The following is a 24,958-nucleotide window of genomic DNA, read 5'->3' on the forward strand; positions in this document are numbered from 1 at the left end:
TGGGCGGGTTGATGATCCTGTTATCCGGTCCTTGGGGCGGGATTCCATGCCTCGATACACGGGCCTGCGCCGATAGCACACTGATCGCGCGAAGCAACGTGCGAGGCGTTCACGTGGGTTGTTTCCTGGAACCTCATCATGCTCCTCTGTGCGATCCAGGATGTCAGGCCGGGCATGATTCTGGGCTCGCAGGTTCGGGATCCGCGCGCGCCGGATCTTCAGCTGCTGAGGCCGGGCGTTGTGCTCGATGCCGCGCTGCTCGCGAGCATCCGTAAGCGTGGTGTATCTCAGGTCTGGGTCGAGGATGACCTCACACGCGACCTCGACGCGGCATTGGCCCCGGAGCTGTCTGCGGCGCGTCTCGAGGTGTATGCGCGGCTGCGCGATGACCTCTCATCGATGTCGCGTCGCACGCTCTCGGTCGCCTCGGTGCAGTCGTATCGGCAGGCGGTGATGGGGCTTGTGGTGCAGGCGATCTCATCGAAGAAGTACGCCGCGATGACCGACTCACTCTTCGACTCGGATGGCCTCGCGACGCATTCGAGCAACGTCGCGTACCTCTCGTTGATCTGCGGGCTCCACCTTGAGGGCTACGTTGTATCGGAGCAGCGGCGTCTCTCGCATGAGCAGGCGAGAGACATGGCGGTTCTCGGGATGGCGGGCCTGATGCACGATCTCGGGAAGGCTCGGTTCCGGGGCTCTGCGAGCGATACGCACGAGATCCATATCGACGGTGGTGTCGGACCGGATGGGTATCGTGATCACGGCTGGCTCGGGCATCGCATGCTGAGCGAGACGCGCGTGCCGGCGCGTGTCGCGCACGCCGCGCTGAACCACCATCAGCGGTTTGATGGTCATGGGTGGCCGGACCTTACACGGTCGAGCGGGGGCAGGGTGAATGGCCCGCTGGCGGGGCGCAGGATCCACATCTTCGCGAGGATCGTGTCCGCTGCGAATGTGCTGGACAATCTCATGCGTGACGCTTCAGGATCGCGCCGACCACCGGTGGCTGCGTTGCATGCTTTCGCATCCTCACGGTTTGACGGCTGGTTCGATCCGCTTGTCCGTAGGGCGATGCTGCTGCGGATCCCGCCGTATGCCATCGGTACAGAGGTCACGCTGATCGATGGGCGAAGGTGCGTGGTGATGTCCCCGAATCCCGAGCGTCCGTGCAGGCCGGTGGTGCGGGTGTTGGCAGGGGCAAGCGGGGAACGACCACGCGAGACGATGAATGTGGATCTGGCGGATGAGACCGTCGAGAAGCGAGGCGTGTCCATCACACACTCGCTGGGCGAGGATGTCTCGGCTTACGTGTACGACGTGCCTGCTGCGCCGCATCCTGCACTGATGCAGGACAACGGGGGCGATGAGTTGGGACAGAATCGGAGCGTCGCGGCATGAACTGGCAGCGGGTGTAACGTCTGACGTGGAGTGTCACTCCAGCCAGTCCTTTGCTTTCAGGCGCTGCGGGACGTACTCCTCGGTGACGTACGAAATGCCCTTGTTGATCATGGCTTCGACTTCCATCTTGAAGCCATTGTTCAGAAGTCCCTGAATCTCACGCTGCCAGCCCTTGTGATCCGCGAACCACGGATACGCCGCGATCTCCTTAGCGCGTTTGATGTCGTTCTCGGTCAGCTCAATCTTCACAGCTTCACCAAGATCGCACTCCTTGTAGTCCTTTGCTCGCAGCCCGAGAAACTTCGCTTCCGGGATCGCGAGGCGAGAGGACTCGAACGCAAGCGAGATGGAGCCCTGCTTGATGACGCTGTAGATGTAGTGACCCCAAGGGTCGTTGTCGAGGAGGCAGATGATTGGCAGCCCGAGTTCCTTGTTCAGACGTTGAAGCAGACGCCTGCACCCTCGCGGCGGCTGGCCTCCGCCGTGCGTGAGGATGCAGTTGTTCTTTTCCCAGAAGCGGTCTTCGTTGAAGCGATTCCAGACTGTGCCCTTCTCGACATGCAGGACGAACTTGGCCTCGCACTTGCCGAACGCGAACACATCGGGCTCAACAATCGATGGAATGCCGTGCCCGCCCCGGCCGGATGCTCGACAGTCAATCGTGTCACCTCCATCAATGACCGTGATGTTGCCCGCCAGCACGCCGCGGTTCTCGGCGAAGATGTGGAGCTCTTCGCGCAGCGTCCCAAGCGACACTTCGAGGTCCTCGAGAATGGGATCGGACTCGTCCTGCGTGTCGAAGGTGTTCTCTTTCGTGCCCGCGACGGTGTGCTTGGCCTTGTAGAAGACGCCTCGGAGGGAGCTTGTCTTGCCCTCTTCAATCAGATCCTTGATCGTGCTGGCGTGGAGCATGGTCTGCATGAACTGCTTGGCTGTTTTGAGGTCGAAGAGGGGGCGATCGGCCTTGGCATCGCCCATCTCGAGGATGCCCTTCTTCCGGTTCCAACTGGTGTTGCTCTTGGTGCGAAGGGGGATGTGGATGACCGGGTCTTTGCCGCTCATGCCGCGCTTCACGACCATTTCGGAGAGTCCGACGAGCTTCCCGATGGTCTTGACGTCGCGCTCGGGGAGCGTGCCGATCGGCTTCTTTGCTGTTGTCGAAGCGGTCTTTGGTGCGGGTTTACGGGCCATCGAAGGGTCCTGTGTCGAGCGGAGAGCGGGGCGTCGGGGCGGAGCAGGGCCGTGGGGGGGGTAGCGGCTTACTTGGCGCGCGCGAACTTCATGAGCTCACCAGCGGCGTTCGAGAGTGAGAGGGTGTCGCCCTTGACCGAGAGCCCAGTCGCCTCGCCGAGTGCTTTCAGAAAGGAGTCCTCGAAGTTCATCGCCTCGGGCGATCCCGCCATCTTCGTGCTCGCGGTCGGTGCGAGCTTGAACTCGCCCTTCGCCAGTGCCTCCAGATCGATGGAGGAAGCGAGACGGTTGATGCCGCCCGTGCCGGAGACCTTGCCGTCTTCCGTGAAGGAGAGCGATGGAACGCGAAGCCCCTGAGGCATGATCGTCGAGAGATCGGCCCCGCGCAGCGCGGTCAGGTTCCAATCGCCGGTGAGTTTCTGGATCATGGAAGCGGAGTCGGTCATGCTCTGGCCGGATTGGCAGCCAGTCAGCGATGTGATCGCGAGAGGGAGCGACAGTGCGGACCCGATGATGACGATGCGTGCCAGGTGCATGTGGTTCTCCTTCGATGAGCGATGTCTGCGGCGTACTGACTCAGAACAGGCCGGGGTCTTGCTTTGGGACGAGCTTTATCTGGATTCGCGGCTTGGCGGGTCGAGCCGTTGATGGTGGTGTTGGTTCAGATGTTTGGCGCGCCTCGGCCTTCATCGCGGCGGGCTTTGAGCCGGCGTTCGCGGCCGAAACGGCGGCGCGAGGTGATTTAGCGGGTGCTTTCGAGCGTTGTGAGCCCGGCGAGTCGCTGCGTGTCTCTTTGCTTCTCTCTCGCGGCTTTGGCCGCTTGCCCTTCTGGTTGAGGCGGTTGGGGCGGCTGACATCGATCAGCGTCGGCTCTTCGGCTGTGGCACGCAACGCGTGGACCTTGAGTGCCGCGGCTTCGGCGCGGGAGGGTTTGCCCATCGGCGGCGCATCGCTTAGGTCGCCGACATCGGATGGGGCGACGGGCTCGACGATGATGACGCCCTCTTCGTCGGAGTCGTTGGCGTTGTCCTTGACGGCCTTTCCATCCTGATCGAGCTCGAGGTCTGCGACCGCGGTCTTGCGCTTTGCTTGTTCGAGCAGGGCGGCATAGAGCTCCTCGGCATCGACGCCGCTGATGGCGTTGCATGCTTTGGCGATCTCTCCGATGTATTTCTGAAAGACGTCTCGGCGCTCGCCTTCGCGGCGCATCTTGGCACGTTTTTTCAGGTATGTTCCGAGTTTGCGGCCGCACTCCTGGAGTGCGAGTTTCATCTCTTTGCGGATCTCGTCGTAATCGGCGATGGCCTCTTTCGACTCGCTGGTGAAGGGGACCCAGACGCTCGCCATGTGGATCATGATGACCATGGGTCCGATCGGCACGCCTCCGCGGGGGTGCTGGAGGTCGTAGTTCCGCCAGTTCGTTTCGGTGACGGCTTTGAAGGAGGAGCAAGCCGACTGTTGATAGAGGAGCGGCACGCGGTTGGCGAAACGGATGACGCGGGCGGGCTCGTCGGCTTTCAGTTCGCCTCCGAACGCGAGGGCGGCCTCGATCTGGAACGGGCGACCTCGATAGACATCGGGCTCGCGGCTCGACGCGGCGTAGAACTCTGCACGCACACCCTTGAGCAAGCCCGCAAGCAGCTGACGCACACCGATCGGGGCGAGGCAATCGGTGGGCGGAGGCGGGAGCTTTGAATCCTGGAGAACCTTGAAGAGCCGCTCGGCCTGGTCGTGGTCGATGTCCGAGATGCGTGTTCGGGCTGTCGCCTTTATGGTCTGGCAGAACGAGCTGGCGGATGCCGCGGAAACGCGCGAGAACTTATCCTGGAGGAAGCTGTAGAGCGTGTAGTTGTCGCGCTCGGCCTGTGCCTCTTTGAGCATCTGAAGAAGGATGCCGAGTTCGATGCCTCTTGGGTGGGGCTGGATCTCTTTGGTTTCGGGCGGGAGCTCGGTGACGGCCCTCGGAAAGACGGTGACGCCACCGGTCTCGAGCGTGACCACAGGTGACGGCGATTGTGCGTTGTCGTCGGACTGTGTCTCGGTGTGTGACGGGGGCGCAGAAGGTGTCGCTCCCGTTGGTCCGCCCGTTGGGAGGAGGGGTGCGTCGTCAGCGTCTTCCGGCGAGCTCTCCTTGGATGGGGGGACGAAGACGAATCGCGCGTGTGGGTTGGCGATCGCGGTGAGTTCGAGGAACTCATCGACACTGCCGCGCCCCTTCTGGTAGCGGCCTTCGAGTTCGATCGAGACGCTGGTGCCGGTTGGGTAGTCCTTCGCGGCAAGGAACAGGTCTCGTTCGGCGAGGTCGCGCGTGCCGGAGGTCAGGGTGCTGAAGCGTCGCGGGGGAAAGTCGTCGGTCTCGACGTCAACGGTGACCTCGGCGCGATTGGTCTTGGTGTTCATGGCCAGCTCGATGTGGTGAGCCGGCTGTGTGGCCTTGGGCTTGGTGTGGATGACCATCGGCTTGCCGGTGGTGATCAGCCCGTACATCCCCGCGGCGGAGATTCCGATGCCCTGCTGTCCTCGGGACATCTTGAGCCGATGGAACTTTGAGCCGAAGAGCAGCCGCCCGAAGACGTTCTCGACCTGCTTGCGCACGATGCCGGGCCCGTTGTCGGCGACGGTCACGCGGTATCGAGAGGCCTTGGTGTTCGCGGGTCGGTTGGGCTGGAGATCCTCGATGATGACGGTGATGTCGGGGAGAATGCCGGCTTCTTCGCAGGCGTCGAGCGAGTTGTCGACGGCTTCCTTGACGGTCGTCAGGAGGGCCTTGCGGGGGTTGTCGAACCCCAGAAGGTGCCTGTTCTTGGCGAAGAACTCGGAGACGGAAATGTCTCGCTGCTTCGACGCCATGCTATCGGCGGTGGCGCGCGGCAAGGACTTGGGCTTTCTCATCGGCATCCGTGTTGTTTCCGACGCGTCCGGCGCGTCGGGGAGGAGTGTGGTCGGCATCGCGGCCCTCCGTGGCTGCGGCTTATTTTAGTGCTTTGCGGGGGTGCGTGGCGAGCGTGGGGCGAGATTCGCACAAGGCGATCACGGGCGATGCGCGGGTGATGGTGGTGGGGTTATGGCCCGACGGCGGTCGGCGAGTAATGCAGCGGGGCGCCCGGCCCGAGGGGGAGTCCGGTCTGCATCCAGATCACGATGAAGATCCCCCATGTGAGGGCGAATGCGATCGAGTAGGGGAGCATGGTGGAGACAAGCGTGCCGATTCCGGCGCGGGGGGCAAACTTCTGCATGACCGCGAGGATGATGATCATGTACGCGTTCATGGGCGTGATGATGTTTGTCGCGCTGTCGGCGACGCGATAACCCGCCTGCGTGAGCTCGGGGCTGATGCCGAGCATCATGAACATGGGCACGAAGATCGGAGCAACGAGCACGTACTTTGCGGACATCGAGCTGATGAGGAGGTTCAGGAACATGACGAGAAGGATGAAGCCGAGGATGACCACGCTCGCGGGGAGGTTCGCTTCTGCCAGTCGTGTGCCGCCGATGATGGCGAGCATCTGTCCGAGGTTCGACTGGGTGAAGAAGGCGATGAACTGAGAGGCGAAGAAAGCCATCGTGATGACCGGTGCCATGGATCGCATGGCATGGATCATGCAGGAGATGACGTCTTTCTGCGACCGGATCTGTCCGGTGGCGGCGCCGTAGGCCGCGCCGGGAACAAGGAACGCGAAGAGGACGATGGGGACGACGGCGTTGACCCAGCGAGTCGAGGATCGGCCGGTTGTGGTATCGAGGAATGGTCCGTGTAGGGGCGCGCCTGGCACGAGGATGAGTACTCCGAGAACGGCCATGAACAGCGCGAGCGCAATGCCCGCCCAGACGAGGCCCTTCGACTCTGTCTGGGTGAGGCGCATCGTGGCGAGGTCGATCTTTGCATTCGGGGATGGCCCACCCTCATCTGCGGGGCGATTCTTCAGGCGGGGTTCCACGATGAGGGCTGCGACCGCCCAGCCGACGGCGACAAGCAGAACGGTGGAGGCCGCGAGGAAGTACCAGTTTGCGGTTGCGTCTACATCGTAATTCGGGTCGAGGATGTGCGCGTTCGACGTGGTGATGCCGGCGATGAGGGCATCGGTGCCGCCGATCAGGAGATTGGCGCTGAAGCCAGCTGAGACGCCGGCGAACGCCGCGGCGATGCCGGCGAGAGGTGAGCGGCCGGAGGCGAGGTAGAGTGCTGCGGCCAGCGGCGGCAACACGATGTATCCCGCATCGCTCGCGATGTTTGCCATGATTCCGATGAAGATCATCGCGGGTGTGAGCAGTTTCTGCGGGACGAGGAGGGCCATGCCCTTAATGAGCGTGTCGAAGAGGCCGGTCTTCTCGGCGACGCCGACGCCGAACATCGCGACCAGAACGATGCCGAGCGGTGGGAATCGAACGAAATTATTGACCATGTTCGCGAGGCACCAGTAGATGCCGTCCGCGCTGAGCAGACTGCGGGCGGTGATCGGATCGCCGGACTCGATGAGTTCGGTCTTGGGGCGACCAGTCCGGGTGTCGATCACGGGTTCGGTCTTCGGCAGGCCTGTCTCGGCATCGATGACCGGTACACCGGAGGTGTCGACGATCTGTGTCGTGACCTCTTGCATGCGGATGGGGGTGACCGACCATCCGGCGACGACCCCGAGGTGTGAGACGACCATGATCAGGATGCAGCCGTAGAAGAACAGGAGCGCGGGATCGGGAAGAGCGTTGCCGATTCGCTCGATGAGCCCCAGAAAGCCGCGTGGGGTGGATCCGGGGACCGGTGTCGATTCTGCCATGCCGTGCCTCCAAGGGATACAGAGCGGCTAAGGTAGCGAGAAATGTCGGGCGTGGCACGCGTACGGGGCAAAAAAGGGTGCGGCCCCGGCGGAAGCTCCGGGGCCGCTGTCTCTCCCTCAACTCCTCGGCGGATCGCGTGGAGGCGGGTCGTCGTGTCGATCTGCCTTGAGCCGCAATGGCGATGTGGCCGAGCGTGTATCAGCATGCCATGGGTTTCCGACGATGGCCACGCTTCGGTAGATTCAGCGGTGATTCCCGGAGGGACTGTGCGGTGCGGGCAAACTGGGCAAGTCGCTGCTTTCGGGTGGGGTCCGAAAATGAAGGCGGTGCCGTGCGCCTTACACTTATGCATTGGGTGCTGTTCGTGTCTGCTTCGATGGTGCCGACGTGTGGAGGCGAGTGAGCTATGCCGCTGATTGAGCCGGGACAGAAGGCGCCGGCGTTTTCTCTTCGCGATCAGCATGGGGTGGTGCGAAGACTCTCGGAGTTTCGCGGGACCGTGCTCGTGATCTATTTCTATCCTGAGGATGACACGCCGCTCTGCACGACGGAGGCGTGCCAGTTCAGAGATCGGCATGCTGAGATCAGATCACTCGGCGCAGAGGTCGTCGGCATCAGCCCGGATTCTCCGGGTTCGCATCTGGCGTTTGCCTCGAAGCATGGTCTGCCGTTCGTGCTGCTCGCGGATCGCATCGGATCCGACGGCGTTCCGCAGACCTGCGGGAAGTACGGTGTCTGGCGCGAGAAGAACATGTATGGCAAGCGAGTGCTCGGCATGGTGCGGACGACGTATCTGCTCGATGAGGAGGGTGTCGTTGTCAGGCGTTGGGATTCTGTGAAGACGCCGACGCATGGCGATCAGGTTCTCGATGAACTACGTGCCCTGCGCAGTGAGTCACCGAGTCCGGCGGCACGCAAGAGGAAGAAGCAGCGATCCGATACATGAGATCACGGGCCGGCGCGATTGATCGCGACTGAGGATCTAGGCCTCTCGCACGATGGCGCCGATCGCCTCTCGATTGAATCCTCTGTAGCCGTCGTTGCGTTCGACTCGTTCGAGCTGGTTCGACGTGGGTGCAGAAGAGCCGCATCGCGCCGGATCCGGCACGCGAGGTGGTGCCAGTGCAGACTTGAAGAACGGGAGATCGGCGAGAAGGCGGTCTGCACGGTGTGCGGGGAACCCGCTATCTGGCGAGGGACCGTGCAGCGAAGAGCGGCACGCGAGACGCTGCATGCCCCCGCTGAGCGGTGATTCTCCGTGTGCAGCGCACCAGGAAGCGATCGGGCCGGATGTCTGCGTTGATGCGAGGGGAGAATCAGAGTCGGAGTCCGTGTGGATGAGTGCAACGATGTCGGCGACGGGCTGCTCCATCACCAGCACACCGCTGCCACCATCGTTTGGCGCGGAGATCCATTCTCGACGGTGCAGGCCGAGGCGTTCCAGGATTGCGACAAGCGGGGTGAAGGTCCGCTCTGAGCAAAAATATGCGTGGCTGTCACGATCGGACCATCCGATACCGACCTCTTCGCGAGCGGCGTGCTCAGCGGTCGCGTCGCTGCATCGCCGGCGCCAGTAGTCTCGCTCAGCAGAGAAGAAGATGTCACACGCCCAGTCCTGTCCGATGTCGGAGATCGTGGTTTCGATGAGTGCGGCGAGGGTAGTGAGTTGATCGGTCTCGGTGGGTGCTGTTCGAGGGCGGCGCTGGAACGACTCGGCGTGGATGCGTGCGCAGAGAATCTTTGCGGGATCAACGGGAGGGGGTACAAGCCCGCGATAGCCGTGACGCTCGACGGCCGCGAACTCAGAGTGTCCGCTTTCGGCGATTTGCGCGATGCGGAATGGGGATCCCGGGGCTCCGCTGATCGTGTGGTCAGGGCCGATGTGCCATGCCGCGAGAAAGTCAGCGATCGAGTCGACTCTGATTGCCAGGCGAGTCTGGCTGCCCGGTGAGAGAATGACCGTTGGCAGGAGCGCGGCGTCGTGCGTGTACGCGTTCGGGGCACCGGGTTGCGGTCTGTGGCAGAATCCGAGCGTGAACAATTCGTTACGCGCGGCATCTGATTGTGGCACGACCATATGGTCTGTCAGATCTGCCAGACGCACGCCGAGCGCGGATGTGAGTCGAGCGGCTACTTGCGAGGCGAGCGGAACGGCGTCAAGGACTCTGTGCAGCAGTTGTTGAATGTGATGTGCCGCGTTCGGGTGCGGCTGCCAGCCAGGGTGTGTGTGCGCGCCTGAGGTCTGCATGGTCTCGTTCTGTCTGGATGCTACGGCTCAGCGGGAGCCAGAGCGGATGGAAACGCCAGCTGCTGGCCATGTGCATCCGAACGATAGCATGCGGTAAGCCGCGCAGCGATCAGGCGGCTTTCGCCTCTGGGCCGAGCAGATTCAGCACCCAGCGGCCGATGTCGCTGCACATCTCGATTTTGCTGACCAGACTGTCGGCACCTGCGTGGCGTGCGGCGGACTCGATGTCGGGCGATATGCTCGCGCTCATCACGACGATCTTGCGGATGTCCGGCGTCTGGGCGCGAATCTCGCTGATCAGATCGATGCCTCGTCCGTCGGGGAGATTCTGATCGAGGATTGAGACGCCCGGACGGAAGGAGTGGTCCGCGAGCACGGCGTGTGCGCCAGCGATGGAGGTTGCCACTCTGGCGTCTGTGTTCGGGAGCCGCTGGAGCAGCATGGACAGGAGTTTGCCCGCGAGGGGATCGTCCTCAACAACCAGCACACGAAGGACGCCGTCTGCGTGCCGGAGTGACCGGGCGACGCCGCCACCGTTGTTGTCTGAGGCGCGGCGGGCGTGAGTCTGGTCGGGCATCAGGGTCGCGGAACGGACGCAGTTGCGTCCTGCGGATTTCGCTGCGTACAGGGCCTGGTCTGCGAGCGCGAGCAGCTTCTCCTGTGTTGCTGCTTCGCCGCTCGATGCTTCCATGCAGCCGATACCGAGACTGATCGTCACAGCGAGTGAGGGCGGCGTTCCTTCAACACCGGCAAGGTCCAGCGGCTTCGATGCGATGGATGTGCGGATCTCTTCGGCGATTTCTTTGGCGCGAACACCGTCCGTGCCGCGGAGGATGACCGCGAACTCCTCTCCACCGAATCGGCACACGAGCCCACGGTCTGCGGTCGTTGACGCGACACGTGATGCGAGCTGCTTGAGGACGGCGTCGCCTGCTGGATGGCCAAATCGATCGTTCACCGATTTGAACTTGTCGGCATCGATCATCAATACACAGAGTGAGCCGCGGTTCTTCCGTGCCTGTGCGAAGGCGTCGGCAAGTTCCTCGTCGAAGCGGCGTCGGTTGCCGATGCCGGTCAGCGTGTCGGTTTGCGTCTCGACTCTGAGCCGGTCCGTCTCGCGCTGCATCTGGATCTGACCGGTCAGGAGCGCGTCCTGCGCTTCTGCGATGATCAGCGAGGCGTTCGGGATCGCCACATCCTGCTCGAAGAGCTTGGCAAGTTCGTTCGCGGATGTGGCGGTTGATTTCAGTATTGCGGCAACCCGATCGGCCGGGATCGAGAACCATGCCTCCGCCTTCGTCGCGAGGCGTGCAAGGAGTGATGACGCTCCGGGCGTGCTCATGACCTCCGAGAGGTACATCGAGAGAGCCGCGATGCGCACGACGGGGCCGTACGTCAGGCCCCCGGCATCCGGGGCGTGGTGCTTTCGGATGACCTCCGTGAATAGATCCGGCAGTTTCCACTTGCGGGCCAGTTCGGCACCGATGGTGGTGTGATCGAACGGGAAGACTTCACGCTCGTGGCGGCAGAGCAGGTCGTGGTCTTCTGGCGCTGTCGCGAGTGTGGAGACGTACTCGTCGCTCAGGGCCGCGACGCAGGCGAGGATACCGATGTCCTGGAAGAGTGCGGCGGTGAACGCTTCGTCGGGGTCTGCGGCACGGGTCAGCTGCGCGATATGGCGTGCCCCTGCGGCGGCGAAGATCGTGCGGCGCCAGTGTTGCTTGAGATCGACGCCGGGTTTGTTTCCGACACCTCTGGTGGCATCGACAAGACTGAATCCGAGGACGAGCGACTTCACGGCCTGAAGACCAAGATAGGACATGGCGCGATCGAGGCGCGAGCACGGCTGTTGGAGCCCGTAGAACGATGAGTTGACAGTCTTGAGGATCTTGGCCGCCAGCCCCGGGTCGTTCTGAACCACTCGAGAGATATCGGCGAGCGAGACGTCAGGGGAGCGGGTCAGCGCGAGCACTTCGACCGCGACGGCCGGCAGCGAGGGGAGTGTGGGGCACGAAAGAACTCGGTCTATGGTCGCCATGCATACCCCGGAACGATGAGTGGACTGCACGCTGAGAGAACGAACTCAGCGGGCTGTTGGGATCGGCTACCCAAGTCCCACGGTCAAGGGGAAGCCCCGGGGGAAGCATGGGGTCTTCACGCGTCAAAGGTCGGAAGCGTGATAGGCGCGTCACAATCGATTCGTTCGCATGCTCGGGTGGCCATGTTTGGCCAGATCGCGTGGGCAAGTGCGGTTATCAACCAATGCACAGTGAGCGGTGATCGCAGCTGGGAACACAATGGTGGGGGGGTGTTGTCCGGGAGCGTGTGGAACTGCGCTCGACCGACTCCTGCTGCCAGCGAGCGAGATCGCGCTATCTGAGTCGGCACAAGGCATTCGATGAGTGGAGCGGAGGAGACTCGAACTCCCAACTTCCAGCTTGCAAAGCTGGCACTCTACCAATTGAGTTACCGCCCCGAAGGGTTCTGAGTGTAGGTCACAGTCGGAATCACGGGAAGCACGGCACGGTGCTCGCCATAGATGGCATGTCGAGAGGTGTTGGTGCTTGTCAGGGCTGGCAGGTCCTATATCGGGTCGCTCTGGACGGCCAGGACTGTTCGGTTGGGACGGCGGGTGCTGGTTGGAGCGAGGTGTCGGAGGTGCAGGGATGTCGTGACGGACTTTGGCCGAATGTGAACACATGGGTCAGGCGTCTGCGACGCATGTGTTCATGATGAGGTTGTGGCGTCTCTTGCGATGCGGGACGCTCTCTGCCACGTTCGTGGCTGGGGAGGTGTGGGCGCAGCCGCAAGAGGCGACAACGCCGCCGATGCGCATGCCCAGGGTGATTGAGCATCGTGGGCTGAGTGCTAAAGGTGCGGTGCCGGTGGGGGATGATGACCCACAGCGAGCGGACGTCGTGCCGGCTGGGCGGGAGGAGCTGTCAGCGTTGCGAGAAGGAGCGGCTCTACTTCAGAGTGGTGACGTTGCGCGTGCGGAAGTGCTCCTGCGGAACGCGCGGTGGGTTGCGAGCGAGAGGAGGGATGCAACGTCGTTGCTCTGGCAGATCAGCGATGCAAGAGGCGTCATTCACGTGGACGAGGAGCGTGTTGCTTTGCTCGCGAGAGTGCTTGGGCGCGGTTTCGCGAGATACGAGGGGCAGAGCGTGGTGCTGCTCTCCGATGCCTCTGCGACAGTGGCAAGGGCGAGACTCGGGACGCTGGAGCGGACACGGGCCGAGTTCATCAAATGGGCTCGGCGAGCGGGTTTGCACCCCGCGCCGGAAGGGAGCAAGCATGTGTGCGTGCTGTTCGCGAAGCGAGAGGCGTACATCGCGTTTGCAGCGTCTGAGGATGGGCTCGATGGCCGCGTGCTGGGAGGGCACTATGTTCCCAGCAAAGAGCGGATGGCGATGTTCGTGGGGGAGCCGGACGGCGAGGGTGCTGAGAGTGCCGTCTCCAGAGCCAGCCATGAGGCGGCCCACATGGTGGCGTTTCGAACCGGTGTGCAGACGCGCAGACGGACACAGCCGTTCTGGCTCAGCGAGGGGATCGCGTCTGCGTTCGAGCCGAACGGTGAGATGATCGGCACGCCCGACCGATCACGGAACGGGTTCCGGGATGCGTATCTGGCGATAGCAGAACAGGAGCGGATATCGATCAGGATGCTTGTTTCACGGGATGCCCCCATGCGAGAAGAGATGGAGCGGATCGGCACGCTGTATGTCACGAGTGAGGCACTGGTGAGATACCTGTCACGCTACAGGCGGGAGGCGTTCGCGGCGTACGTCGAGGGGGCGGCAACGAGCAAGCCCGGGCGGAGATCGCCCCCCGAACTGCTCGCGGAGTTTGAGGCCGCGTTTGGGGACCCGGACCGGGTGGAACGCGAGATGCGGCTGCGGCCGTGGTGAGAATCGTTGCGTGGCGGCGTCGGCATTGACCCGCGGATCACCGGGCTCGGCTACAGTGCGCTCCATTTCGATATGGCCAGAACGGAGCCGCTGCATGCGTCATAATCAGTCTGAGGGTGGGGTCTGTGTCGGTTTGAAGCGAGTGATATTGTCGGGCGTTGCCGCGCTGCTCCCGGGGCTTGCCCATGGGCAGGCAGAAACCGGTGAGCCAGTCGTAGCGGAGAAGGGGCCTCCGAAGCTTTCCTTCAGTCTCACAGGTCGAACGGAGTTCGGCATGAAAGCGGACATCGACGGGGGCGGCGACGTCTCGACGACGCGCGTCGGTGCGGATCTCGGGCTCAGGTATCGAGCGAACGATCGTGTGACGCTGTCGATGGGTTTCGGGGCGGAGTACTCGTTCTACGACTTCGATGGTTACGAGACGGTCGTCGGCGGGGGCGAACCCATCGACGACGCGTTCCTTTATAGTCTGACTCCCACGGTCAGCGTGAAGGCGAATGACAGGTGGACGCTGATCGGCGGCGGGATCTTCCGGTGGGCGGGCGAGTCCGGGGCTGATCTCGGCGATGCGTTCACGGTGGGGGGGCTCGCGGCGGCGAACTACAGAGTCAACGATCGGCTCTCGCTCGGGTTCGGGTTCATCATCGCCACGCGTCTGGAGGACGACGAGATTTTCATCCCCGCCCTGACAATCGATTGGAAGATCAATGACAAGTGGACGCTCACCAACGATGGCAAGCCGGGGCTTGCGCTGAAGTACCAGGCAACTGAGCGGCTGGAACTCTCGGTCGAGGGTTCGTACACCACGCGCGACTACCGACTCGACGATAACAACGCGATTCCGGGTGGTGCGATGGAGGACACCCGCGTACCGATCTTCTTCGCTGCGGAATGGCGAGCGATGGATCGCCTGACGCTGACGGGCAGAATCGGCACGTATGCGTATCACCGGTTCGAGTTTCGCAACGATGACGGGAACGAGGTTGACGATATCGACGTTGATCCGTCGCTGTTCGTCGGTTTCGAGGCGCGAATCAGTTTCTGAGTATCGGCGAGCGATCTGGTTTGCTGCTCATGGACGCCCGGGTGGACTGTTAGCGCATTGACTCGTGGTGCGATGCTCGGTGCTCTATCGCACACCCTCGGGCGTATCTCGCCACGAGAGGGGCTTGGGGCCGGTGCCGTAGGGGGGCGCATCCTCGAGCGTGATGGAGATGACACGGGGTGGATCTGCGGGTCTTCCCTCGGCGTTGACCGGAACAGCTGCGATCGCCCGGATGACCTCTGCGCCGGATACGGCCTCTGCGAACGAGGCGTACCTGCCATCGAGGTGCTTCGTGCCATCGCGGCTGAGGCAGATGAAGACCTGTGACCCCGCTGTGTTCGGCTCGGTAGCACGGGCCATCGACAGCACCCCGAGGTCGTGCGGGAGGATGCTTCGTTCAAGATCGATGGAGTATCCTGGGCCTCCGTTGCCCGACGCGGTGGGATCTCCAAACTGGATAACGAACGGAGTGCCATCCGCCCGAACGGGCACGATGCGGTGGATCTGTATGTCCGTGTAGAAGCCACCCCGGACGAGGTCGAGAAAGTTCTGAACAGTGTTCGGGGCTGCATCGGGTCGCATGGCGAACCTGATCTCGCCGAGTGTTGTCCGCACGATGGCGATCTGCTCGGCTTCGATGCGTAATCCTGTGAACGCGGATTCTTCGGCCGGGCCGAAGGTCACGACCCCGTTTCGCGCGTCGAATGAGGGCTTGCTGGTCCTTGGATCCATGAACCACGGCGCGTTGTTCGCCGGGTTGAGGAGCATCGCGGGTTTCGGCTCGACCAGTGGACGAAGGACCAAAGCGGGTCCGACCTTCTCAAGTCCGATGGTGAGCTGTGCGTAGAGAAGTCGGGGCGTCGGCGAGCGCCAGAGAATGGGAAAGTGTGCCGCGAGGTCGACCCGTCCAGGTTCGACCATTGAAGAGGCGACGACGGTCGCGCTGACGGGCTCAAGCAGAGTGATGGTCGGGGTGCCTTCCAGCCCGTCTGGTACGCGGACTTCGATCGGGATTGAACGATCGACGCCGTAGTACGCGCGCACGGGCGTGAGCTGGGCGTATGCGACCGACGACCCAAACAGAGACGCTCCTGCGATGATGCTGGCAGCGAGCGTGGCAACGTGCTTCAGGGGGTGGTCCATCGGACCAGAGGATACCGAGGTAGCCGCAGGAAGTTGTGGGTGATCAGTCCGGTCCGCCCGCAGGAGTACCCGCGGTCTGGAGATCGATCTGGACCCAGACATTGCGCAGCGCGGCAGAGCTGCCGTGCGTGTCCTCTTCCATGGGAAGCATGTTATAGATCTGTCGGCTCACATCGTTGAACCACACGATCGCGAGGTCGGCACGAAGGATGTTCATCCCGAGCTCGTGGTTGTAGTCCATCTGCGTGCGAAGGCCATCCGCGGCGATTGCGGATCGAGCCGGCTCAATCTGGAAGAGACGCGTGGCTCCATTGGGGCCGAGCCCGCGGTACTGGTAGTTCGAGACTATCTCGCCGTTCTCACCCTTCCAGAGCTTGGAGTACGCGGCGAACGGATGCTTGCCGGAGTGCGAAGGGCAGTAGAACGCGGGCGGGGCAGCCAAGTACTCGCCGACGTAGAGCAACCCGAGGCCGTCCCACTCGAAGTCTGCTTCAGTATCCTCGTTGAAACGTGAAGAACTGAACCGGACAATCACCGTGTCGGCGAGTTCGAGCTCTTCGTTGCGTGCGCCCGGCGGCGCGAAGACCGTGTATGGGATGTGGTTCTTCGAATCATCAGCGTACATCGCGACCGCAAGGCCGATCTGACGCACATTTGACGCGCAGACGACGCGGCGAGCGGTCTCGCGTGCCTTGTTCATGCTTGGGAGCAAGATCCCGAGGAGCAACGCGATGACCATCAGCGTGACGAGTACGTCGATCAATGAAAAGCCGCGCGAGACGGAGTCTCTCGCGTTTCGTCTTTCACCGGTATACGGGGCACCACGAGAAGGCATGCCATCGCTCCGCACGCACGGATCCCATCCGTGTTCAAATCAGGATAACGATCCATGAACGATGCCGCAAGCACGAAATGGGCATAGAAGGCACATTATGTCCCATGATCATCGGTAAGTGCGGCATGTGTTTGGTATCAAGAGTCTTCGAGACAATCGGATCCGGGGAGGCATCCTTCTGTCCTGTGCTGCGTAAATGATTGCGGCTTCAGGATGAAGCAAGGATGGAGTACCTTGCAGGAGCGTGGGGAATGGCCGACAAGCACCTCCAGGACGATGTTGATCTGGAACTGATGCGCCGTGTCGCGGCGAACGAAGAGGCCGCTATCGGCGAGTTGTACGATCGATTCGGCTCTCTTGTGTTTCGGATGGCGTTCCAAGCGATGCCGACAAGGGCCGAGGCGGAAGATGCGGTCCAGGAGGTTTTTGTTCGGTTATGGAGAACCGCGGGCAGGTATGATCCGAAGCGTGCGGCTCTGGTGACCTGGGTGATGCTGATCTCAAGGCGCCATTTGGTAGACAAGCTTCGGCGGACGCGGGCCAGGGTCAAGGCGGGTTCGTTGGACGAGACGCAGGCCGGTTTCGCGGGCGAGTTCGGGCTCGGAGATTCGAGCCCGGAGCGTCAGGAGCAGTTTGCAGCGTTGATGAAGAAGATAGAAACTCTGCCAGAGTTGCAACGCACTGTGGTCGTGCGTGCGTATCTAGGGGGGCAGACCCTCAGGCAGATCGGTGAAGAGCTCGGTACCCCGCTGGGGACTGTCAAATCGGCGCTCAGCCGCGCACTTGTGCGGCTCAGGGAGCGTGTGAACGAGGAGCCGGTGGTATGAAGGTCCAGGATCTGATCGAACTCGCACTGCTCGACGTTCACGGCCTCCTCGATGAGGACGAGCGTCAGGCATTCGAGCGTGCGTTTGCATCGTCGCCTGCCGCCCTCCAGGCGCAGGTCCGGCGTGAGCAGGTCCGCTTCGCGGATCTCAGTTCACTTCTGCCGGATGTGGAAGCGCCGAGCGATCTGCGTGCCCGTGTGATCGAGCGTGTTCGTCTTGCGATCGCGGAGCAGGCCGTGACCCGCACCGATCGAGCCGGTCGAGTGGTGCCTCCGATCATCAGCAGCAAGCGGGTCTCGCCGGTGTGGCGTGCGGGTGCTCTCGGGTGCGCCGCGGCTGCGGTGGTGTTCGCGGTCACGACCATGCAGATGCGTGTTCGTTATGACGAGCTGGCTTCCACCATCCAGAGCGACGTGCTTCTCTCTCGGATGCTCGAGTCGTATGGCCCGAACCACATTCGCGACATGCTCTTTGATGACCAGACGCAGCGCGTCATGTTTACGTCCGCCGATTCCTCGGTATCGAGCGAGGCGTCGCTGTGGATGAACCCGGATTGGCAGGCGGCGCGTCTGTTCTATCTGAACCTGCCCCGCCAAGTCGGCAATGTGTACAAGCTCGCGGTCCTCGACCAGAACGGCAATGTCATCGACGTGCTTGCGGAGTTCGATTCCAGCGGCGGTCTGATGACTCGCGATGTTCGAGCTGCCGCGACTTCCGCTGCTTCTGAGAAGCTGGCGATTCTCGGACCCGGCGCGAGCGGTGAGATGACGCCGCTCATGATCGCTTCTTCACGAAACAGGTCTTGAGGTTTCGATCCAGACGAATGAGATGTGAATCCGCATGTATGACTCGCCGCCCGAGTATTGCTCGGGCGGTTGCCTTTACGTCGTGCGTTTGGGCAGAGTCCAGCGTGTTTCGTCGATGAGACCTTCGAACTCATCGGTGCGTTCGAGAGAGGCCTTTGCCTCGTAGAGCTTACGCCAGAGGCCGTACGCCGCGATGATCGAGAGCAGCGTGAGCCCCGCAGCGATGGCGGCGGCGTAGTAGACCCGCTCGTCGTACAACGGCGCGTCCGACACCGTGGATTCTGAGACGATGATGGTGTTCGAGCCGTCAACACGGCGTTCGCGTGCGGAATTCGCGGTGCGGACGAACGTAGTGGTGATGGTGTCGAGTTCTCGTTTGGTTTTCTCTGCCCCCAGCCCACGGAGCTCGATCGTCAGGGAGCCGGATCGATCGGAGATGAGCGTCAAGTCCGCGTCGAGACGGTCCTTCAGGGCGGTGGGCGTTGAGAGGGATGCCACGCCGCGCTGCTTGAGTCTGTCTGATGCGACATCAAGGAACCGAGGATCTGTGATGAGGTCCTCGTGGTACCTCTGCCACTCGTCGAGTTCGGCTTGGGAGAGGGGTCTGCCGGAGGCATCGGCCTGCACCTGCGCCGTGACGGCGTACACGGCAGGCGCGATGTTCTGGGCGACGATCCAGCCAATGCCGGAGTAGATCAGCAACGCCATGGAGAAGTAGAAGATCGCGGAGAGTGCCCCGTTGCGTGCCTGCCGGCCCCTGAGCTTGCGCTTGGATTCGTCGATCGATTTCTTTGCAGCGAGGAGTTCGGCTCGCTGGGACAGGATCTGCTCGACCTGTTCAAAGCGGTCGCGGACCGCATCGCTGGCGCGTCTGACCTTCTCGGACTGTTCTCGGAGCAGTTTCCGCTGGCGACGCAGGCGATCGCGACGAGCGGCCGTCGATTCGTCGGAAGGGTTCGCGAGTGTGCCGGGCTGGTGAGCGCGAGCGGCGGCGAGTTCTTGGCCGAGTGTGCGGGCAAAGTCGCGCAGCTTCTCGGCTTCCTCGAGAGCGAGATCGCGTTCGGCTGTTGCTTCCTGGAGTCTGGCCTGAAGCTCCGAGTCGTTAGTCGCGGCCGAGGCGTTGCTTGAGGCAGTGACGAGGGCGCGTTGGGACTCGACGAGCTGACCCTCGATCTCTGCGATATGCCTGAGATACTCGTCTGACTTGGCCTGTGCCTCGTTCAGCCGTGAGCGAAGTTGCTCCAGTTCTTCGAGGGAGCGTGTCTGGGTCTGCTGGAGTTCTGCGAGCTGTGTCTTGAGCGCGCCGTCCGCGCCGGACTTGTCGCGGAGGGTGGCCACCTGGCTTCGGAGCGATTTGAGTTCCTCGTTGCGCGAGGCGATGACTTGGGATTTCTCCTGCAGGTCGGTGGTCAGTCGGGCGACATCCGAACGGGTGGAGGCAAGCTCGGACTCGAGCGATGCGATCTTTGACGCGTGTCTCTCCGCTGTCGCTTGCGCCTCAGAGATCATCGAGCTCGTGTCCGAGGCACGCTGTTCCATACGCTCCTCGGCGGCGCGGAACGCGGCGGTGCGCTCGGCGAGCGTGCGCTCCATCTGGGAGCGGCGTTGATCGGCCTCTTTCGCGGCGGTCTGTGCTTGGGCCATCGCCAACTCGGCCTCAGCGGCAAGACGTTCTGCCTCGGCTTGGAGTTCCGCAGCGGTGTGTCTGGCGTTCTGGGTTTCCTGTTCGAGCGCTGCAATCCGATCGAGTTCGCGTTCGAGTTCGGCCCGCTGAGACTCGAGATCCTTCTTCGCTGAAGCGATCTCTGCGCCGGCAGTGGCAAGCGATTCCCGCTCAGCGTCGAGGGTCTCGCGCTGGAGGCGCAGGCGCTCGGCTTCGGCCTCGTTCGACTGCGCTGCTTCGAGCGCACGCTGCTCCATCGCCAGTGCCGCGGATTCGCGAGCGGCCAAGGCCTCGTCAGCGATTCTGCGTTGCTCGTCTGCTTCGCGGAGACTGGCCAACTGCTTCTCAACGTCGGCGATGAGAGCCATGATCCCCGCCGAAGACGAGGGTGTCTGCGTGCCTTCGCCTGCAACGGATTGGATCGGCTTGTTGCCAGTGGGCATCGGAGAACCCCAAACAAATACCAACATTTGCGACGTCTCTGCGCTCATCCCGCTTATCGGCTCAGAAAATGCGTGACTGGACCCCGGGAGGCGGAACAGTTCGATACAGTTGTCGATAGAACTATGTAACGGCGGCCTACCCGCTCCGGGCGGCTGCTTCACAAGGAGATTCGGACATGCGGAGAGGTTCCACACTGAAGATCGCGGCAATCGGGCTGGTTGGCGTCGCCGCGGCGTCGGTTTTCGGGTATCGGGCCGTGACCGGTGATTGCATCTTCGGCACTTGTGAGAGCAAGGTCGAGAAGCAGGCGATCGTCACCCCTGTCGCTGCGACCAGCGGCACCGAGGAAGCGTGCCCGATGGGCTGCTCCGAGGGCGCGGATGCGAAGGTCCAGAACGTTGCGCATACGACAGAGTCTGAGTGTCAGGGCAAGGCCGCCGAGTGCGCCGACAAAGCTGCTGAATGCGCGGAGAAAGCGTCCGAGTGTGCTGACAAGGCCGCTGACTGCTCCGAGAAGGCCGCTGCATGCACTGAGAAGGTCGCCTCATCCTGCGCAGACAAGAGCGCGGAGGCGTGTGCGACGGCCGGCGCCGACTGCGCTGATGATTGCAACGCAGAGAGCTGCGAGAAGCCCGACTGCTGCAAGAAGGTTGCTCAGAAGGACACGGGCGAGAAGATCGGCGGCTGATCTGACGCTGATACTTCGCATTGACACGTACGAGGGGCCGGGCTCACAAGAGTCCGGCCCTTGTCTTTGCGACCCTGGTCGCACGTCGGGTACGCTTGGGGATGGCGACATATCTCCTGAAGACGGAGCCGGGCACATACTCGTTCGATGATCTCGTCCGTGACGGGCAGACAACGTGGGATGGCGTGTCGAACGCGGCGGCGTTGATCGCGCTGCGAGCGATGAAGAAGGGTGACGAGGCCTTCATCTATCACACGGGTGACGAGCGAGCGATCGTCGGGCTGGCTGTCGTGACGAAGGGCGCGTACGAAGACCCGAAGAACCCCGGCGTCAACGCCAAAGGAGAGCCCAAGAACGCGGTGGTGGACCTCAGGGCTGCCAAAGCCGCGAAGACCCCGGTCACGCTGGATGTGATCAAGGCCGACAAGCGATTCGCCTCGTTCCCGCTGGTGAAGATCGGGCGTCTGAGTGTGATGGAGGTCGAGCCGACACTTGATCGCGTGTTGCGGTCAATGGCCGGACTCTGACGCGCCGTGGTGGGTGGTGGCTTGGGGGCGATGAACGGGCGTGAGCAGGATTTGACGCCAGCGGACTTCCAGCGGTTCGACGCGCGGACCGACGCCGTGAACCTGCAGCGCGATGAAGCCAGCGGGGCTCATGGAGTCCCGAAGATCCGACGCGGGGACGCCGTTGATCCAGGTACGGATGCGGCTGTCGATTGCCTCGATACGCAGCGTGTTCCACTCATTCTGCCTGAAGGCGGCTCTGGCCTCTGGATTGTTCGAGAGGTCTGCGATCCAGCCGCGCCGAGACTCGTCGTAGATGCCGCCCGTCCATGAACGCGGGGATGGGTCGATCTCGACCTGATACCCGTGGACCCTTCCGCCCAGGTGGTCCGGGTTGCTCGCGCTACGGATCTGGATGCCAGAGTTGAGGCGGGGGTCTACGAGGAACTCCAGAGTCAGAATGAAATCGGCGTAGTCCGCATCGGTGCAGAGGAACGTGTTCGGCTGGTTCGGCGCGGTACGCCCGACGATGCACCCTTCTTCGACCGTGAAAGAAGCAGTACCGCCTCGGACGATCCAGCCGTTGAGCGTGTGTCCATCGAAGATCGCGAGTGTGGCCTCGTCGCTCGCAGGGGCTTGAGAGCGAGGTCGTGTGGAGGAGCATCCCACGGGAATCGAGGCCAGAGCGCAGGCGAAGCATGCGATCAGCGTCGACGCAACGGTACCGGAACGAGCAAGTCGGGCGCGTGCGCCGGGTCTCACGGCTTGGGCTCCAGTTCTTCAATGCGCCACGGCCGGTTGCGCGTGCTTGTCGCGGCGCGGGCCTGTGCGATCTCCTCGGGTGAGACGGGCTCGGCGTTGTTGCCCCAGGCGCGGCGAATATAGGTCAATACTGCCGCGAACTCCTCGTCGTTCTTGAATGGGGCGGCGGGCATGCTGCTGTTGAAACGCTGTCCGTCGGATTCGAGCGGGCCTTCAAGCCCGTGCAATAGGATGCGGATCGTTGTGTCGGTCGTGCCTCGTACGCGCGATGAGCCCGCCAGAGCGGGCGCGTGTCCGGGTGCGCCGGAGCCCGCCTTTCCGTGGCATCCCGAGCAGGTGGTATCGAAGAGCGAACGCCCGACATCGAACCGTGCGATCTCCTGGGGCGTGAGCACACGCCCGCTGGCGGTGACGGTCGAGCCGTGGCCGGGCCAGAGCAGCCACTGGTCGGTATCTCGTGCGGCGTAGGAGAGGGGCGAGCCGGATGCGACGAGTCTGATCCATGGTTCCGGCGGCGCGGCGAGTTCTATCGGCCTGGGTTGGTCGGTGTTGAGCCGCAGCGCGAGCTGGAGCCGCCCGAGGAGGTACGCCGCGAGTTCCGGGCGTTTGCTCGCGAGATCGGGAATGAGGTTGATGGCACTTCCGCGCGCGCCGTAGTCGGGCCCTGTGAGATCGGCATCGAAGAGATCTCTGATGAACCAGAGGCGACCGCCGCGGATCTGGTGCGCATCGGCGGCGAGTGAGGAGATGGCATCGGTTGTGCGTCCATAGAGCCCGCTGATGGCGATGGCGCGGAGCGGCTCATCATCGGGGCGAGCGCGGATCGCATCGACAAGGCGTTGGAGCGCACGAGGATCGGCGGATGCACCAAGCGTGAGCAGGGCCTGATTGCGGAGGCGTGGATTCTGGTTGGACGCGTGAGCAAGGGCGGCGTCGAGGAGAGGAGCAGATTCGTGTGTTGAGATGGTGCCGCGTGATGCGATGCTCGCGGGTGATTGTGAGAGCCAGCGTTCGGAGATGCGAAGGCCCGCGATCGCGACGTCGATATCCTGATCGTTGAGGGCCGCGAGGGCGTCGTCGATGGTGGCGATGCCGAGTCCGTCGAGGGTCCAGTGGGCGTGGAGGCGTGCGATGGGGTCTGCGCCTTCATGCGCGAGGCGTCGGAGCCGATCCGCCTGATCTGTCGCAGCGCGTTCGATAAGCAATCGCTGAGCGGTGGTGCGTCGCCACATGTCCTGGTGCGAGAGCTGTTCGACGAGGCGTCCGCTCGTGAGCGACCCGAGCCGGACTCGAGTCGGGATCGTCGTGTTGTCGGGAACGATGCGGAGGATGCGCCCCATGTCGAGCGGGCGTTCGAGGCCACGCTCGACGACTTGTTTGCGCAGGTAATCGGTGAGGTAGGTCTTGTGCTGGATCACGCCCCGGTGCATGTCGACGACGTACAGCGCGCCCTCGGGGCCGACGGTGCACTGCACAGGGCGGAATCTCTCATCGGCAGAGGCGAGGAACTCGCGCCCGGTATAGGCGGGGACGGCGCGCACTCGATCGGTCGTCGGTTCGACGATAAGCCGCCGAACGAGATTGCCCGCGGGCTCGGCGACGAATGCGTTGCCCCGGTAATCCGGTCCGAGCAGTGAGGCCTCGTAGATCGTGGTGCCGCACGCGGCAGTATGGACCGCCAGGCGTTTGTCGGCCCTGAGGATTCCATCCATGTACCCCCGATTGACGCCGGGGTTTGGACGGATGGGCCAGACTGTCTGGTCGTTGCAGACGAGCACGCCCATCATGGGGAAGCCGCGCTGTGCTGGGTTGCGCGAGGCGTAGTGCTTCGGGACGAGGTCCATTCTGAGGGCCTCGGAGTTCGGCGTGTAGAAAAGACGCCCGACACGGTCCATCGTGAGCCCCCATTGTCCGTGGGCGGGCGTGGGGCGTGTGATGGCGTCGTAGGTGGGGGGGCCTGAGAATCGGAACTCGAGCGAGTGCTGGGAGAGGTGGATCCAGTTGTCGAGCCCCCAAGTGAGTGCATTCGGGGCGTGCTCCGGGTTCTCGCCCTCGAAGCCGGTGAGGATGACGCGCCGGAGATCGGCACGCCCGTCGTTGTTGGTGTCTTTCAGGTAGATGAGATTCGGCGGCTCGATGACGAGCGCGCCGGGGCCTCGGGCATCCTGGAAGCAGGGCAGAACGGCACGGGGCATGACAAGGCCGTCGGCGAAGGTGGTCCGCGAGTCCATCGCGCCGTCGCCGTCGGTGTCTTCGAGGATCGCGATTCGTCCCGAGGGCTCGTTCTCGCCTGCGCCGTCGGCATCGCGCATGTAGCCGACCATCTCGACGACCCACATCCGCGCGTGCTCGTCAAACTGGATCCAGACGGGCGCCTCGATCAGCGGCTCCGCAGCGATGAGTTCGGCCCGGAAGCCCGGTTCGAGCGCGAGCGGCAAGAGTGCGTCGGCAAGGGTCGCGCCCGTTCTCCACGAAAGATCGAGGTGGGCGAGGCCGGTCGGCGCGGGATCTGTGCGCGGGGCGCTCGAGTGGGCGACCAGTGCACCGGAGGCCGCGAGCATCGCGAGCCCGGTGAGGAGAATCGACGGAAGCAGGATCGAGGGTGTCGCTGGCTTGGCGGGTGCGGTCGTCACATGTGGAGGGTGACAGGATCAGCGAGCCGCGTCAAGTCGCACCGTGGAACATCCGCGCAAGAGAAAGCCAGGAACGCGAGGGTGC

General features: G+C 63.1%; 19 protein-coding genes and 1 tRNA gene. 8 read left to right on the forward strand and 12 right to left on the reverse strand.

Features of this window, described 5'->3' with window-relative positions; all coding sequences use genetic code 11:
* Window positions 1–138 precede the first annotated feature (138 nt).
* Entirely contained in the window at window positions 139–1,401 is a 1,263-nt protein-coding gene (locus tag KF838_02500; GenBank protein ID QYK48729.1) for an HD domain-containing protein, read from the forward strand.
* 33 nt (window positions 1,402–1,434) lie between these two features.
* Here KF838_02500 and KF838_02505 read toward each other — a convergent pair whose 3' ends face one another.
* The 4 genes from KF838_02505 to KF838_02520 all read right to left on the reverse strand — a co-directional run bounded on the left by KF838_02505 (window position 1,435) and on the right by KF838_02520 (window position 7,364).
* Window positions 1,435–2,592, reverse strand: a complete 1,158-nt coding sequence (locus KF838_02505; GenBank protein ID QYK48730.1) for a DNA topoisomerase IV subunit A — start codon at window positions 2,590–2,592, stop codon at window positions 1,435–1,437.
* Window positions 2,593–2,660: 68 nt separating this feature from the next.
* Window positions 2,661–3,128, reverse strand: a complete 468-nt coding sequence (locus KF838_02510; GenBank protein QYK48731.1) for an META domain-containing protein — start codon at window positions 3,126–3,128, stop codon at window positions 2,661–2,663.
* A gap of 40 nt (window positions 3,129–3,168) precedes the next feature.
* On the reverse strand, window positions 3,169–5,541 hold the full coding sequence (locus tag KF838_02515) for a DNA topoisomerase VI subunit B (GenBank protein ID QYK48732.1): 2,373 nt from the start codon (window positions 5,539–5,541) through the stop codon (window positions 3,169–3,171).
* 113 nt (window positions 5,542–5,654) lie between these two features.
* Window positions 5,655–7,364: an AbgT family transporter gene (locus KF838_02520; GenBank protein QYK48733.1), complete on the reverse strand. Its 1,710-nt coding sequence runs from the start codon at window positions 7,362–7,364 to the stop codon at window positions 5,655–5,657.
* Window positions 7,365–7,771: 407 nt separating this feature from the next.
* On the opposite strand from KF838_02520, the gene KF838_02525 reads away from it, so the two are divergent.
* Entirely contained in the window at window positions 7,772–8,311 is a 540-nt protein-coding gene (locus KF838_02525; protein QYK48734.1) for a peroxiredoxin, read from the forward strand.
* Window positions 8,312–8,347: 36 nt separating this feature from the next.
* Here the strand turns inward: KF838_02525 and KF838_02530 are convergent, their stop codons facing one another.
* The 3 genes from KF838_02530 to KF838_02540 all read right to left on the reverse strand — a co-directional run bounded on the left by KF838_02530 (window position 8,348) and on the right by KF838_02540 (window position 12,089).
* A complete protein-coding gene (locus tag KF838_02530) occupies window positions 8,348–9,613 on the reverse strand; it encodes a hypothetical protein (GenBank protein QYK48735.1) in 1,266 nt (421 codons plus the stop codon).
* A 109-nt stretch (window positions 9,614–9,722) separates the two neighbouring features.
* On the reverse strand, window positions 9,723–11,651 hold the full coding sequence (locus KF838_02535) for an HDOD domain-containing protein (GenBank protein QYK48736.1): 1,929 nt from the start codon (window positions 11,649–11,651) through the stop codon (window positions 9,723–9,725).
* Between the two features lie 365 nt (window positions 11,652–12,016).
* Window positions 12,017–12,089 (reverse strand) — tRNA-Ala (locus tag KF838_02540).
* 577 nt (window positions 12,090–12,666) lie between these two features.
* Between KF838_02540 and KF838_02545 the strand changes: the two genes are divergently transcribed.
* Window positions 12,667–13,521 carry a DUF1570 domain-containing protein gene (locus KF838_02545; protein QYK48737.1) on the forward strand — a complete coding sequence of 285 codons (855 nt, stop codon included), beginning with the start codon at window positions 12,667–12,669 and terminating at the stop codon, window positions 13,519–13,521.
* 274 nt (window positions 13,522–13,795) lie between these two features.
* Complete coding sequence (locus KF838_02550; protein ID QYK48738.1) at window positions 13,796–14,566, forward strand: hypothetical protein; 771 nt, start codon at window positions 13,796–13,798, stop codon at window positions 14,564–14,566.
* Window positions 14,567–14,650: 84 nt separating this feature from the next.
* Here the strand turns inward: KF838_02550 and KF838_02555 are convergent, their stop codons facing one another.
* Entirely contained in the window at window positions 14,651–15,709 is a 1,059-nt protein-coding gene (locus KF838_02555; protein QYK48739.1) for a peptidylprolyl isomerase, read from the reverse strand.
* Window positions 15,710–15,752: 43 nt separating this feature from the next.
* A complete protein-coding gene (locus tag KF838_02560; protein QYK48740.1) occupies window positions 15,753–16,544 on the reverse strand; it encodes a DUF1559 domain-containing protein in 792 nt (263 codons plus the stop codon).
* A 251-nt stretch (window positions 16,545–16,795) separates the two neighbouring features.
* On the opposite strand from KF838_02560, the gene KF838_02565 reads away from it, so the two are divergent.
* Both KF838_02565 and KF838_02570 read left to right on the forward strand, forming a co-directional pair.
* Complete coding sequence (locus KF838_02565; GenBank protein QYK48741.1) at window positions 16,796–17,371, forward strand: sigma-70 family RNA polymerase sigma factor; 576 nt, start codon at window positions 16,796–16,798, stop codon at window positions 17,369–17,371.
* A complete protein-coding gene (locus KF838_02570) occupies window positions 17,368–18,177 on the forward strand; it encodes a hypothetical protein (protein ID QYK48742.1) in 810 nt (269 codons plus the stop codon). The genes KF838_02565 and KF838_02570 overlap by 4 nt, the downstream gene beginning before the upstream one ends.
* Window positions 18,178–18,252: 75 nt before the next feature.
* Here the strand turns inward: KF838_02570 and KF838_02575 are convergent, their stop codons facing one another.
* Window positions 18,253–20,283: a hypothetical protein gene (locus KF838_02575; protein ID QYK48743.1), complete on the reverse strand. Its 2,031-nt coding sequence runs from the start codon at window positions 20,281–20,283 to the stop codon at window positions 18,253–18,255.
* Between the two features lie 176 nt (window positions 20,284–20,459).
* Between KF838_02575 and KF838_02580 the strand changes: the two genes are divergently transcribed.
* Together KF838_02580 and KF838_02585 are read left to right on the forward strand one after the other, a co-directional pair.
* On the forward strand, window positions 20,460–20,972 hold the full coding sequence (locus tag KF838_02580) for a hypothetical protein (GenBank protein ID QYK48744.1): 513 nt from the start codon (window positions 20,460–20,462) through the stop codon (window positions 20,970–20,972).
* A 101-nt stretch (window positions 20,973–21,073) separates the two neighbouring features.
* The gene (locus KF838_02585; protein QYK48745.1) at window positions 21,074–21,499 is read left to right on the forward strand and encodes an EVE domain-containing protein; all 426 of its coding nucleotides are present in this window, start codon (window positions 21,074–21,076) and stop codon (window positions 21,497–21,499) included.
* Here KF838_02585 and KF838_02590 read toward each other — a convergent pair.
* Both KF838_02590 and KF838_02595 read right to left on the reverse strand, forming a co-directional pair.
* Window positions 21,482–22,240, reverse strand: a complete 759-nt coding sequence (locus tag KF838_02590; GenBank protein ID QYK48746.1) for a DUF1080 domain-containing protein — start codon at window positions 22,238–22,240, stop codon at window positions 21,482–21,484. The genes KF838_02585 and KF838_02590 overlap by 18 nt on opposite strands.
* Window positions 22,237–24,873, reverse strand: a complete 2,637-nt coding sequence (locus KF838_02595; protein ID QYK48747.1) for a c-type cytochrome — start codon at window positions 24,871–24,873, stop codon at window positions 22,237–22,239. Before KF838_02595 ends, KF838_02590 begins: the two co-directional genes overlap by 4 nt.
* Window positions 24,874–24,958: the final 85 nt, after the last annotated feature.

It is taken from the genome of Phycisphaeraceae bacterium (assembly GCA_019454185.1).
In the GTDB taxonomy this organism is placed as follows: Bacteria; Planctomycetota; Phycisphaerae; order Phycisphaerales; family UBA1924; genus JAHBWV01.